Source organism: Sulfurimonas sp. HSL-1656 (genome assembly GCF_039645585.1).
Taxonomy (GTDB): Bacteria; Campylobacterota; Campylobacteria; order Campylobacterales; family Sulfurimonadaceae; genus Thiomicrolovo; species Thiomicrolovo subterrani.
This window is the reverse complement of record NZ_CP147915.1, coordinates 2,330,119-2,343,370: the sequence shown is the minus strand read 5'-3', so window position 1 is coordinate 2,343,370 and position 13,252 is coordinate 2,330,119. Positions and strand designations below refer to the sequence as shown.

General features: G+C 60.1%; 12 protein-coding genes. 6 read left to right on the top strand and 6 right to left on the bottom strand.

Translation table 11 applies throughout. The features are described 5' to 3' along the window. The first annotated feature begins 10 nt into the window (after positions 1-10). Together purF and WCX49_RS12065 are read left to right on the top strand one after the other, a co-directional pair. Entirely contained in the window at positions 11-1,363 is a 1,353-nt protein-coding gene (gene purF, locus WCX49_RS12070; protein ID WP_345985331.1) for an amidophosphoribosyltransferase, read from the top strand. Between the two features lie 8 nt (positions 1,364-1,371). Then, entirely contained in the window at positions 1,372-2,337 is a 966-nt protein-coding gene (locus WCX49_RS12065) for a TIGR01212 family radical SAM protein (RefSeq protein ID WP_345985330.1), read from the top strand. A 213-nt stretch (positions 2,338-2,550) separates the two neighbouring features. Here WCX49_RS12065 and hisIE read toward each other — a convergent pair whose 3' ends face one another. From hisIE to WCX49_RS12050, 3 genes are all read right to left on the bottom strand, one after another. After that, entirely contained in the window at positions 2,551-3,231 is a 681-nt protein-coding gene (hisIE, locus tag WCX49_RS12060) for a bifunctional phosphoribosyl-AMP cyclohydrolase/phosphoribosyl-ATP diphosphatase HisIE (RefSeq protein ID WP_345985329.1), read from the bottom strand. 78 nt (positions 3,232-3,309) lie between these two features. After that, positions 3,310-4,377, bottom strand: a complete 1,068-nt coding sequence (locus WCX49_RS12055; RefSeq protein ID WP_345985328.1) for a prohibitin family protein — start codon at positions 4,375-4,377, stop codon at positions 3,310-3,312. A gap of 12 nt (positions 4,378-4,389) precedes the next feature. Further along, positions 4,390-5,307, bottom strand: coding sequence for a branched-chain amino acid transaminase (locus WCX49_RS12050; protein ID WP_345985327.1), 918 nt, complete (start codon positions 5,305-5,307; stop codon positions 4,390-4,392). A 147-nt stretch (positions 5,308-5,454) separates the two neighbouring features. On the opposite strand from WCX49_RS12050, the gene WCX49_RS12045 reads away from it, so the two are divergent. Genes WCX49_RS12045 through WCX49_RS12030 form a run of 4 tightly spaced genes read left to right on the top strand, consistent with a single transcriptional unit; the run spans position 5,455 to position 9,369 of the window. Continuing rightward, entirely contained in the window at positions 5,455-7,590 is a 2,136-nt protein-coding gene (locus WCX49_RS12045; RefSeq protein ID WP_345986813.1) for a xanthine dehydrogenase family protein molybdopterin-binding subunit, read from the top strand. Continuing rightward, positions 7,581-8,024: a (2Fe-2S)-binding protein gene (locus WCX49_RS12040; RefSeq protein WP_345985326.1), complete on the top strand. Its 444-nt coding sequence runs from the start codon at positions 7,581-7,583 to the stop codon at positions 8,022-8,024. The genes WCX49_RS12045 and WCX49_RS12040 overlap by 10 nt, the downstream gene beginning before the upstream one ends. Then, a complete protein-coding gene (locus WCX49_RS12035; RefSeq protein ID WP_345985325.1) occupies positions 8,021-8,827 on the top strand; it encodes an FAD binding domain-containing protein in 807 nt (268 codons plus the stop codon). Before WCX49_RS12040 ends, WCX49_RS12035 begins: the two co-directional genes overlap by 4 nt. Beyond that, positions 8,824-9,369: an NTP transferase domain-containing protein gene (locus WCX49_RS12030; RefSeq protein WP_345985324.1), complete on the top strand. Its 546-nt coding sequence runs from the start codon at positions 8,824-8,826 to the stop codon at positions 9,367-9,369. Before WCX49_RS12035 ends, WCX49_RS12030 begins: the two co-directional genes overlap by 4 nt. Positions 9,370-9,371: 2 nt before the next feature. Here WCX49_RS12030 and WCX49_RS12025 read toward each other — a convergent pair whose 3' ends face one another. The 3 genes from WCX49_RS12025 to WCX49_RS12015 all read right to left on the bottom strand — a co-directional run bounded on the left by WCX49_RS12025 (position 9,372) and on the right by WCX49_RS12015 (position 13,113). Then, a complete protein-coding gene (locus WCX49_RS12025) occupies positions 9,372-10,655 on the bottom strand; it encodes an NCS2 family permease (RefSeq protein ID WP_345985323.1) in 1,284 nt (427 codons plus the stop codon). Continuing rightward, a complete protein-coding gene (ade, locus tag WCX49_RS12020; RefSeq protein ID WP_345985322.1) occupies positions 10,652-12,280 on the bottom strand; it encodes an adenine deaminase in 1,629 nt (542 codons plus the stop codon). Before ade ends, WCX49_RS12025 begins: the two co-directional genes overlap by 4 nt. Before the next feature lie 383 nt (positions 12,281-12,663). After that, positions 12,664-13,113 (bottom strand): globin, encoded by a 450-nt coding sequence (locus tag WCX49_RS12015; RefSeq protein WP_345985321.1) that lies wholly within the window; start codon positions 13,111-13,113, stop codon positions 12,664-12,666. Positions 13,114-13,252: the final 139 nt, after the last annotated feature.

Below are 13,252 nucleotides of genomic sequence, written 5' to 3'. Positions count from 1 at the left end.
AAGGAGTCATATGCGTCAATCTCTGAATGAAAAATGTGCCGTCGTCGGTATCTTCAACCACGTCGAAGCGTCCAAGCTCGCCTATTTCTCCCTGCATTCGCTGCAGCACCGCGGCCAGGAGGCGGCGGGGATCAGCTCCGGCGACGGGGAGCGCCTGCATACCATCAAGGACCGCGGCCTTGTCACGCAGGTCTTTGATGAACAGAAGCTGGCCACCCTCAAAGGGCACATGGCCATCGGGCATACCCGCTATTCGACGGCCGGGGATGACTCCATCCTTGATGCCCAGCCGGTGCATGCCAATTACGACCTGGGGCAGATCTCCATCGTGCACAACGGGAACCTGACCAACGCACAGGAGGTCCGCAACAAGCTCATCAAGGAAGGCGCGATCTTCCAGAGCTCCATGGATACGGAGAACCTGATCCACCTGATCGCCAGAAGCAACCAGGGCAAGCTCAAAGACCGCATCATCGATGCCGTCAAGCAGATCGAAGGTGCTTTCTCCCTCGTTTTCCTCAGCCGCACCAAGATGTTCGCGGTACGCGACCGTTTCGGTTTCAGACCGCTGGCGCTGGGGCGTATCGGTGACGGTTATGTCGTCGCCTCCGAGACCTGCGCCTTTGACCTGATCGGCGCGACCTACATCCGGGACGTCGAGCCGGGTGAAATGCTCATCTTCGAAAAGGGGAAAGCACCGCAGTCGCTCAAGATCTTCGATGCCACCCCGAAACACTGTATTTTCGAATACGTCTACTTCGCGCGTCCCGACTCCGAAGTTTTCGGCAAAAACGTCTACCAGAAGCGCAAGAACATGGGTGTGCAGCTGGCCAAAGAGCAGCCGATCGAGGCGGATATGGTCGTGCCCGTCCCCGACGGGGGCGTTCCGGCGGCCATCGGCTATTCGCAGGAGAGCGGGATCCCCTACGAGATGGGGATCATGCGCAACCACTACATCGGCCGTACCTTCATCGAGCCGACGCAGGAGATGCGCGATCTCAAGGTCAAGATGAAGCTCTCCCCGATCCGCGAACTGATCGAGGGCAAACGCCTCATCGTCATCGACGACTCCATCGTACGCGGGACGACGAGCCGCCGCATCGTGCGTATGCTCAAAGAGGCGGGCGCGGCCGAGGTGCATATGCGCATCTCCAGCCCGCCGACGACGGACCCCTGTTTCTACGGCGTTGACACGCCGAACAAAGAGAAGCTCATCGCGGCAAACATGAGCATCGAGGAAATCTGCCACTACATCGAGGCGGATTCCCTTGGCTTCCTCAGCACCGAGGCGCTGATGCGTTCGGTACGCGCCGAGGGCAGCGAATACTGTACCGCCTGCTTTACCGGCGAGTACATCGTCTAGGGACGCGTTTGCAGCCGAAGCAGATCTATACTTTCGGGACCTATCTCCAGGAGAAATTCGGCGAGAAGGTCTTCAAAGTCTCCATCTCCATCTCCGGCTTTACCTGCCCCAATATCGACGGTACCGTCGCCCGGGGGGGATGCACCTTCTGTGAGAACGACTCTTTCAGCCCGAGCCTCGACAAGGTGCAGCCCCTCAAGGGTTTCCACCTGAACCTGCAGAGCAAAGAGAACCCCTACCTCCCCAAACAGCTCGAGCAGCTTGAAAAGCAGTTCGATGTCCTCTCAAAACGCCTCCGTCGCGAATACGGGGCGACGAAGTTCCTCGTCTATTTCCAGTCCTTTACGAACACCTATGCTCCCTTCAAGACCCTCAAGGCCCTCTATGACAAAGCGCTCTCGTTTGATGACGTCGTGGGGCTCAGCATCGGGACACGTTCGGACAGTATCACCGACGAGACGCTCGACTACCTTGCACAGTTGGCCAAAACGAAAGAGATCTGGGTCGAGTACGGCATCCAGTCCGTCTACGACGAGACCCTCGAGCGGATCAACCGCGGTCATGACAGCGCCAATGTCGAATACTGGATCAAGAAGAGCAAGGCGGCGGGGCTGCATGTCTGCGGGCACCTTATTTTCGGGCTGCCGGGCGAAACGCAGGAAATGATGCTGGAGACGGCGGCAAAGGCATATGAATGGGGGATTGACTCCGTGAAGTACCATCCCCTCTACGTGGTGACGCGCACGGCTCTGGCCAACGAGTACGCCCGGGGGGAGTTTACGCCGATTACGGAGGAGGAGTACCTCGATACCCTGCTTAAAGCGATCGAGATGAAGCCCGAGCGTGTCTCCGTGCAGCGTATTACCGCCGGGATCGACAACGACACCCTCATTGCGCCGGCGTGGTGCCGGGACCGCAATACGCAGGTGCGGCATATCAATGCGGCGCTGAAGACAATCGGGATGAAATACTAGGGGTTATTGTTCCCCTTCTTCTTTGTTTGCCCAAAGAAGAAGCCGAACCGGGAAGAAGAAAGGGCAACAAGCTGCCGCGTTCGGGACATTCCATTCCCCGGTGATCCGACTGACACGCTAATTATCATTTCGGACTTGACAGAAGAGACGGATCGTCACATGCTTCACTTAGCACTCGCCCCGGAGGAAGTCCCCTCGGGGGATAGCACTTAACTATGAAGGGCGTGAAGCTTTTTCCGCGATGCCGCTCATGCCGAAGCGGCGGGCCAGTTCCTGCTTGATGCGGTCGGGGGAGATGTTCTTGTAACCCAGGGCGACGAGGACGTGGTAGGTGAGGTCCGCGGCCTCGTAGACGATCTCCTCCTCGTCGTTATCCTTGACGGCGAAACTGAACTCCCCGGCCTCTTCGACGACCTTTTTCAGGATCGTGTTTTCGCCTTTGCTCAGCAGCTTGGCCGTCCAGGACGTTTCCGGGTCGGCGTTCTTGCGCTCGAGGATCGTGTGGTAGAGCGTGTCGATAACGCCGTAGGCCGCGGTCGTGTCGACCTCGACTGCCATTGTCTCGCTGCCGCTGTCCAGCTCGGTGAAAAAACAGGATTTGCGGCCGGTGTGGCAGGCGACGCCCTCCTGTTCCACTTTGAGCAGCAGGGTGTCGTCGTCGCAGTCGATGAGGAACTGCTTGATGTGCTGCAGGTGGCCGCTGCTCTCGCCCTTTTTCCACAGCCGCTGCTTGGAACGGGAGTAGTAATGCGCGAGCTTCGTCTCGAGGGAGAGCTTCAGGGCTTCACGGTTCATGTAGGCCATCATCAGGACTTCGTTCGTATGGACGTCCTGCACGATAACGGGAAGGAGTTCCTGTTTTTGCCAGTCGACCCGGTTGAGAATTTCTTGCATGTTGTTTCCAGGAAAAAGGATTGAATCAAAACGGAGGTTGGTCCGGCTTGATTCAACCCTCCGGAGGGAGGGAGGCGCTTAGCGGATCGCGCTCTGTTTCTGCGGATCTTTCATATCGACCCAGATGTTCGGCGTGGAGCCGCCAGGGGTCAGGAAGATCTTCGCGTCTTTGTTCTCGCGCAGGGCATCGTTGAACTTCCCTTGGACCTTGATCTGCTCCATCTGCAGGAGTTGGCCGGTGAGCGACGCGCTGATCACCTTGTTGGCCTGGGCGGTCGCGTCGGCTTCGATCTTGATCGCATTCGCTTTACCTTCCGCCTCGATGCGGACGGCGTCGGCTTTACCCTGGGCTTCTGCGGCGCGTTTGAGGGCTTCCTGCTTCGCGCGCTGGACCTCCTGCTCGGCCTTCTGGACCTGCTGCTTGGCGATCTGGACGCTTTCGATCTGGTCCTTGACCTTCTGCGGCAGGACGATCTCACGCAGCTGCACCGACTGGAAGATGGCAGGGGAGTTCTCCTGCCCCTCGATACTCTGGCGGATGCCCTGTTCGATCTGGTTCGCAATGGTGTTGCGGTTCGTCGGCAGGGACTCCGCTTCGTACTGGCCGACGACGTTACGCACGATGTCGCGTACGACGGGGTTGATGATCTTCTCTTCCCAGGTGAAGCCCCAGTTGGAGATTGTCTGGGCCGCGTACTGGGCGTTGAGGCGGTACTGGACCGTCAGTTCGATCGAGACAGGCAGACCGCGTTTATCGAGGACGGTGATCGCCGGACGGACTTCAAGGCCTTCGCCTTCGGCCCCGGCGCGCTCGATGCGGCTGGCGTAGTTGATGATACGAACTTTCGTGTCGACGAGGTAGACCTTCTGGATTACCGGGATGATGAAGTGCAGGCCCGGGAGGAGGGCATTGGGCTCATACTTCCCGTTGGTCGCGAGGATACCGCGTTCGCCTTCGGTAATGATGACGAATGGTTTGGCAATCAGCAGGAAAACGACGATAACAACGCCGAGGAGGAGCAGTGCCGATTTGCCTTTGCCCATGTTGAACTCCATCTTGGGGGGCTTGGGAGGGGTGAACCCGCCGCCGCTGCCGCCGGAGCTGCTTTTTTTCTTGTTGAAGTAGTCGTTCATGTCTGTTGCCATGCTTGCGTTCCTTTAGACGTAGGTCAGGTAGTGCGTGTAATTCGGGTTGCGTCCGAAGACGACGTCGAAGTAGGCACTCTGCAGTTTTTCCGTGATCGGGCCGCGGGCGCCGTTGCCGAGGATGCGGGCATCGATCTCGCGGACCGGGGTGATCTCCGCGGCGGTACCGGTCAGGAAGGCTTCATCGGCGATGTAGGCCTCTTCGCGGGTGACGCGGCGGCGGATTACCTCGAAGCCCATATCCTGGGCCAGTTCGATAATCGTCTTCTGGGTGATCGATTCGAGAGAGTTGTCATTCGGCGGCGAGATAAGCTTGCCGTCGCGGACCATGAAAAAGCCCGCGCCGCTCGCTTCGGCGACGTAGCCCTGGTCGTCAAGCAGCAGGGCTTCGTCGTAACCGCACTCGACCGCTTCGAACTTGGCCATCTGGGAGTTCAGGTAGTTTGCGACCGCCTTGGCTTTGCCCATGTTGGAGGTGTTGGCCGGGCGGGTGAACGAGGAGATCTTGAGGCGGATCCCTTTGCGCATGCCCTCTTCGCCGAGGTAGGCGCCCCACTCCCACGCAGCGACGGCCGTCTCGACCGGGGCGTCCTTGTGGTAGAGGCCCATGACGCCGTAGCCCAGGAAGGAAAAGGGGCGAAGGTAGACGTTGTCGCCCGTGAATTCGTTCTTGCGGATCAGCTCGATCTGTGCATTGTTGAGCTCTTCAGCACTGTAGGGGATGTTCAGCAGGACCATTTTGCCCGACTGGATCAGACGCTCGGTATGGTCGTTGAGGCGGAAGATGGCGTACCCCTTGTCGGTTTTATACGCCTTGGTCCCCTCGATGACGCCGTTGCCGTAGTGCAGCGTGTGTGACAGTACGTGGACTTTTGATTCGTGCCATGGAAGGAATTCGCCGTTCATCCAAATGTACTTGGCTTCGTTCATTGGTTCTCCAAATTATCGGTAATTCTACGAAAGTCGGATATTTTATCCAAGAGGTGTTTAAGGCAGTGTTAATGGGGCTTTCGCGAAGGTTTGGGCATAATGGTTTAAGGTGGCTCCGGAGGGAGCCGTTCGTGCGAGGAGGCCGTGATGGGAGTGCTAGGCGAGAGTGTGGTTCGTGTCGATGCCGCAGCGAAAGCGGACGGGACGCTGCGCTATACGGATGATCTGCCTTTTGACGGATTGTACGGGGCGGTTGTCCGCTCAGAGATCGCCTACGGAAAGATCAGTGCGATCACTTTTGACCCCTCTTTCGACTTTTCCGATATCGTCATCGTCGACCACAGAGACATCGAGGGTCGCAACGCCAACGTTGTCCTCACAGACGACCAGCCCTTCCTGGCGGAGGCGAGGGTCCGGCATATCGGGGAGCCGATCCTGCTGCTGGCACACCGTTCAAAACGGCGGCTCCGCGAGGCGGCGGCCCACATCATGATCGACTACGACGCGCAGGCGCCGGTACTGAGCATGGAAGAGTCCCTGGCACTCAAACAGCGGCTCTACGGCGATGACAATGTTTTCAAAGCCATTCATACGGTAAAAGGAAACCCTCCGGATGAGACAGGGCTGTACACCCTGGAAAAGACCTACACGACCCCGCATCAGGAACAGGCCTACCTGGAGCCGCAGAGCATGGTGGCGCGCTTTGATGGCGGGAGGGTAAAGATCATCGGCTCCATGCAGTGCCCCTTCTTCGTCGAGGCGGCGCTGGAAGGGCTGGCCGGCGAGAAGATCGAGGTGGAACAGGCCCCGACGGGGGGCGGCTTCGGCGGCAAGGAGGATTACCCCTCCCTGATCGCGGGCTACGCCTACCTGCTCTGCAAGAAGGCGGGGCAGGATGTCAAAATCGTCTATGACCGTGAAGAGGATATTGCCTACACGACCAAGCGGCACCCCTCAAAACTGCGCTACAGAAGCCGCTTTGATTCCACGGGTAAACTTCATGCGCTTGAGGTGGATATCACGATCGACGGCGGCGCCTATGTAACGCTCTCGCCCGTTGTCCTCGCGCGCTGCGTTCTGCATGCGGCGGGCTTCTACGACTGCGGCTGCATCAGGGTCGACGCCCGCGCCGTGGCGACGAATACCCCGCCCAACGGAGCATTCCGCGGTTTCGGTGCCCCGCAGGTGCTTTTCGGGATCGAGCGCCATATGGACGACATCGCCCGCACGCTCGGCCTCTCGCCGGCAGTTGTGCGCGAACGCAACCTTCCCGGTGCGGGATCGGTCGGCGTTTCGGGGGTGCCGATCGCCGAACACGCCCGGCTGCGTGATCTGTTCGAGAGCGCACGCAATGAGAGTCGTTTTGATGCCCTCTATGACTCCCCGGCGCCGCACCGAGGGGTCGGGATGGCGCTCTTCATGCACGGGGCGGGCTACACGGGCGTCGGGGAGAGCATGCTGGCTTCCGGCGTCTCGATCGTCCTGGAGGCGGACGGCAGCGTCGAGATCCGCGTCGGGAGCGTGGAGATGGGACAGGGAACGCTGACGGCGCTGCCGCAGATCGTCGCCGATGCACTGGACCTCCCCGTTGATATGGTCTCCTGCCGTACCCCGAATACCGCCGAAGTCGCCGACAGCGGCCCGACGGTCGCCTCACGGACGGTGATGATCGTCGGGCGCCTGCTCGCACAGGCGGCGGGCAAGCTGAAAACGGCGCTTGGGGACTACGACACTCCAGACGGGTACCGGGAGGCGGTGGCGCGCTACCGGCAAAGCGGCGCTCCGCAGCAGTTCGGGGCCTCCTATGAACAGCCCGCCGACATTCTCTGGGATGAAGACCTCTTTTACGGCAACGGCTACGAGGCGTACGGACTGGGATGCTACATCGCCGAGGTGGAAGTCGACCCCGTCGACTACCGCGTCCGGGTCGTACGTTTCGACGCCTACAACGATGTCGGAATGGTCGTCAATCCCATGATGGCGGAGGGGCAGGTCGAAGGGGGGGTGGCCCAGGGGATCGGGTATGCCCTTTTCGAGCGCCTGGTGTATGAAGCGGGGCGCGTACGAAGTCCCCGTTTCAGTGATTATACGCTGCCGATGGCACCCGACCTGCCGGAAATTTCCGTGCGTTTCCTTGGTGTGGAAGCTCCTTCGCTGGGGCTGGGGGAGCTGCCGATGGACGGTCCGGCGGCCGCCGTCGCCAACGCGCTTGGGCATGCCCTCGGAAACGCTTTTGACGCTTTGCCGATCACCCCGGAAACGGTGGAGGAAGCATGCAGATAACGTGTACGATCAACGGCCGCACCCACCGCTTTGACTGTGCCCCGGAGAGCCGGGTGCTCGACCTGGTGCGCGAGGCGGGAATGACGTCGGTCAAGGCGGGCTGCGGCGAAGGGGAGTGCGGCGCCTGCAGCCTTTTTGTGAACGGCAGACTCGTAAACGCCTGCCTGCTGCTCGCCCCGCAGATACAGGACGCGGAGGTTGTGACGCTCGAGGGGCTGCAAGAAGAGACGGCAGCGATCCGCGAAAGCTTCGCCGAACACGGAGCGGTGCAGTGCGGCTTCTGCACGCCGGGCTTCGTCCTGCGCGCCTACGACTACCTCAGTCACGGCGGAGAACGCAGTGAAGAGGCGATCAAGGCGGCCCTTGACGGTAACCTCTGCCGCTGTACAGGCTACCGGAAGATCGTCGAGGCCATCGTAAAGGTAAAGTCATGAACTATCGGCGTGCGGCAAACCTGGATGAGGCAACGGCGCTGTTGGCACAGTATCCGGAAGCCCAGCTGCTCTGCGGCAGTACCGACGCGGCGCTGCAGCTTCGGCATGCGCCCCAAACAACTGTTCTCATCGACATACACACCCTGGAGGAGTTGCGGGGCATTAGCGTGGAGGGCGACTACATGCGGATCGGCGCGCTTGTGACGCTCAACGAACTGCTCCGCAGCGATGTGGTCCGGGCATCCCTGCCGCTGCTGGCGGCCTGTACCGAAACCTTCGGCTCGCACCAGATCCGCAACCTCGCCACCGTCGGCGGCAACATCGCCAACGCCTCGCCTGCGGCCGACCTGACGGCTGCGCTGGTGGCGCTGGAGGCTACGGTGACGCTGACGTCGCAGGACGGGGAGCGGAGCGTGCCGCTTGAAACGCTCTTCTGCGGCTACAGATGCACGAAACTCGACCATGAGCTTATTACCGCCGTCACCGTCCCGCTGCAGACGGGGAGCTGGTATTACCGCAAGGCGGGAACGCGGGAGCGGCTCAACATCGCAAAGGTGAGCATCGCCCTGACGCATGGCCACGGCGGTTTCCGTATCAGCGGGGCCTCGCTGGGGCCGAATCCCGTCCGTTTCAGAACCCTCGAGGCCCTGTTGGATGGGGGTGTGTACGACGATGCGGCGATCAAAGCGGCCCTTGAGAGCGATACGGACCCTTCAGGCGGTTTCCGTTCGACGCAAGCGTACCGCCTCCGGGTGGCGTTCAACATGATCAAAGAAGCGCTGTCGCAGCCGGAGGAGAGATGACGGTCGTTCTGCTCGCCGCCGGGAGGTCCTCCCGCACCTCTGATCTGAAATCACTGTACAGGGTGGAGGGGGAGTACCTGATCAACCGGCAGATCCGGCAGTTGCGCAGCTACGGCTATGACGTCGCCGTCGTCCTGGGACATGCCTTTGATCAGATCAGTGCCATCCTTCCCGATGGGGTGAAGGTGATCCGCAACGAAGTGTACGAGGAGGGGATGTTCTCCTCCGTCAAGAGGGCGTTCGAGACGCTTGATGCCCCGGAGCTCTACTTTTGCCAGGTGGACCGCCCCGTGCCGGACAAACGTGTCTTCGAGGCACTCTCCCGGAGTAATAGCGCCGTGGCGACGGCTTTTTTCGAGGGGCACCGCGCCCCGCCGCAGCGCATCAGTGCCGTGATGAGAAGCGATCTGCTCGCCTCGGACGCGGGACGCCTCGATGCATGGATCGAGGCTACGGGTATCGCAGAGGCCGTTGACGTCGACGATCCGAAGGTGGTGCTCAACGCCAATACGGACGAGGAGCTCAGACGTATTTTCGGTTGAGTTTAGAGGACGAAGAAGACGAGCAGGGCGACGGCGGCGAGGACGCCCATCGCGATATCGATCTGTCTGAAACGCCCCTGTATGAGGCGGATAAAGACGTAGGCGAGTGACCCCAGCAGCAGCCCGTCGGTGATGGAGTAGGTGAGCGGCATCCCGAGGACGATGAGGAAGGTGCTGTATTTGACCGCCGCGTCCGAATAGTCGATGTGCTGCAGTTCCCCGAACATCATGACGCCGATAACGATAAGAACGGGGTAGATGGCGTTGGAGGGGATTGCCTGGAAAAAGGGGAGCCAGAAGAGCGGCAATATGAAAAGCAGCCCGGTGACGACGGCGGTCAGTCCCGTCCGTCCACCTGCCTCGACGCCCGCGGCGCTCTCGATGAACGCGGTCGTGCTGGTGACCCCGGCGAGGCCGCTGAGCATCGTCGCCGCCGCATCGGCCTCGATGGTGCGCTGCAGGGGTACCGAGTCTTTGCCGTGAAAGAGGTTCGCGCGCATCCCCACCCCGGTCAGGGTGCCGAGGGTGTCGAAGAGGTCGGTGATAAGGAAGATGAGGATGAGCGGTGCCATCGAGAGGCTCAGGGCCGAAGCGATGTCGAGTTCGAAGGCGATCGGCGCCATGGAGGCGGGTAGGGAGAAAAAGGCCCCGGGCATCGGCTCCACCCCAGTCGCCCAGGCGAGCAGGGCGGTCAGCGTGATGGAGAGGATAAAGGCCCCGCGGGCTTTCTTGATGACCAGGAAGATTGTCAGAGCGAGGCCGAAAAGGCCGATGAGGAGGTGGGGGTCTTTGAGGTTCCCCAGGGTGACCAGCGTCGCCGGGCTGTCCGTGATGAGGTGGAGCTGTTCCATCCCAATAAAGGCGATGAAGGCGCCGATTCCTGCGCTGACGGCGCGTTTGACGTCGATGGGGATCGTTGCGATCATCCAGCGCCGCAGCGGGGTGATGCTGATGAGGATATAGAGGATGCCGGAGAGGAAGACGATCCCCAGCGCCGTCTGCCACACCAGCCCCATCCCCTTGACGAGTCCGAAGCTGAAGTAGGCGTTAAGCCCCATGCCGACGCTCATGGCTATAGGGGTGTTGGCCCAGAGGCCGTTGAGGACGGAAGCGATGATGGTCATGACTGCCGTTGCGGTAATGACTGCATCGAAGGGGAGACCCGCTGCACTGAGGATCGCGGCGTTGACGGGAACGATATAGAGCATGGCGAGGAAGGTCGTAAAGCCGGCGGTCATCTCGGTGCGGATGTCCGTGCCGTGGTCGCGGAGTTGAAAAAGGTTCATGGTTCTAATTTGCACCCTTTGATGAAGTGGAAGCTCCGCGCGTCGAAGAGCCCTTTGTCGCTGAGCTTGAGCTCGGGGATGACGAGCAGCGCCATAAACGAAAGCGTCATAAACGGTGCATGCAATTTCGAACCCAGCGCGCTTTTGACGAAGCGATCCAGGGCTTCGTACTGTTCAGCGACTTTGAAGCCGTCCTCCCCGCTCATAATCCCGGCGATACGCAGCGGGAGGAGATGCTGCTCGGAAGCGTTCAAGGCGCAGATGCCGCCTTCGGCACAGATCACGAGATTCACGGCTTTGGCGATAGCTTCGTCGCTGCAGCCGACGGCGATGATGTTGTGTGAATCATGGGCGACACTGGAGGCGATGGCCCCCGCTTTGAGCCCGAAACCGTTCACATAGGCGACGGCGGGCGGGGTGTCTTCGTAACGGTTGACGACGGCAATTTTGAGAATGTCGTGGTCGGGGTCACCGATGCGGCGGGCGGGAACGTTTTTCAGCGAGACGATCATCTCGTGGGTGACCAGTTCGCCGTCGACGGCCTGGATCACCTCCGCAGTGTCACAGGAGGGGAGGGCGAAATCCCCCGGCCGCTTCGGCGCCGTATGGAAGTTGTTGAGCTCCGGCAGCGGCACGGAGGGGATCAGGCTCCTGCCTTTTTCGGCAACTGTTCGGCCGCCGATCACGGTGCGCAGAACGGTGAAACCCTCCAGGTTGTCGACTTCGATGAGGTCGGCGCTCTCCCCCGGCCGCAGCGTCCCGACGCCGAGGCCGTAGTGTTCAATGGGGTTGAGGCAGGCGATACGGAGCGCGTCGAAAAGGTCATACCCCTTTGCAACGGCACGCCGTACGAGGGCGTTGATGTGTTCGCGGCGGAGGTCGTCGGGGTGGCGGTCGTCGCTGCAGAACATCAGCATTTCGGGGTATTCGCCTATCAGCGGGGCAAGGGCTTCGAAGTTTTTCGCGGCGGAGCCTTCACGGATGAGGATCTTCATCCCCGACTGCACCTTCTCCAGCCCCTCTTCGTAGGTGAAGGCCTCATGGTCGGTCGTGATGCCGGTGGCGATGTAGCGTTTCAGGTCGTCGCCGCGCAGGCCGGGGGAGTGGCCGTCGACGGGTTTGCCCAGCGCTTTCGCGGCCGCGATTTTGGCAAGTATCTCCGCGTCGCCGGCGATGACCCCGGGGAAGTTCATCACCTCGCTGAGGTAGCCGATCTGCGGGTTCATCAGCAGTGTTTTCACCTCCTCGATGCCGAGGGCCGCGCCGCTCGTCTCAAAGGGGGTCGCCGGGACGCAGGGGGAGGCCCCGAAGGCGAAATGGAAGGGGACCTTCTGGGCATTCTCCAGCATGAACTCCACGCCTTTGATCCCGAGGACGTTGGCGATCTCGTGGGGGTCGGAGACGGTCGCCACGGTGCCGTGGAGCGTGGCGAGGCGGGCGAATTCGCTCGGCGGGAGCATGGAGCTTTCAATGTGGATATGTGCGTCGATGAAACCGGGGAGGAGGTAGGTGGAGCAGGGGGTGTCGATCCGCGTGATGGAATCGATAACGCCGCTTTCAATGACGACTTTGGCGGGGTAGATCTCGCGGCGGCGGATATCGACGTAGTTTGATTCGATTATCATGATTTTGCACCCCTTTTTAGTCGGGTACATTTTTGCATAGATGGGATAAAGGGGGGATTACTTGGGGCGTTATCGTTTTCTTATTGGTGTTTTGTTCCCCTTCTTTTTTACGACTCGGCATTTAGTGCCTCGCATGTATTGTGCTTTAGCACTTATGCTTATCCAAAAAAGAAGCCGAACCGGGAAGAAAAAAGGATAAAAGGCTGTCGCTTTCGGGACATGCCATGCATCACAGATTCGCTCGACCGCTAATTATCGTTTCTAGCTTGACAAAAGAAACGGATTGTCACACCCTTCACTTAGCACTTAGCACTTAGCACTTAGCACTTAGCACTTAGCACTTAGCACTTAGCACTTAGCACTTAGCACTTAGCACTTAGCACTTAAGCGGAGGGGGTGTTGATCATCCATCCTGAGAAGACGTTGATGTAGTCCCAGAAGGACTGGACGTAGGCTTCGTCTATGCCCTCTTCGACGAGCTGGGGCAGCAGCTGGGCGTAAAACTCCAGCCAGCGGCGGCGGGCAGCTTCGTCGATGCGGAAGGGGGCATGGCGGCCGACCATTCTCGGTTCGCCGCGGTGCTGGTTGAAGTAGTCCGGGCCGCCGCAGATCTGGATAAAGAAGTCGGCGGCATTGTTCTTGGCCTGCTGGAAATCGTCTTCGTCGTTGACGGGGAACAAAAAGGCGATATCGCTGTCGCGGATCAGTTCGTAGTGGTCGTCGACGAGCTTGCGGAAGCGTTCTTCGCCGACCTGCGGGTAGAAGCCGGGGTGGGGTTTGGTCACCGGGGGACGGACGCCGAGCTGGCCGGGCATGATTTCAAGGTTAAGCATCGTTTTCCTCACGGCGGCATTCGGGAGATGCCGCATTTTTTGTTTCGATTGTAAAAGGTTTTTTCTAAAATCAGCGTAAAGGCCGGGAAGAATCCATGGCTTAACGGGGCGCTTTGTATAATGGAAACACTCTTTACAT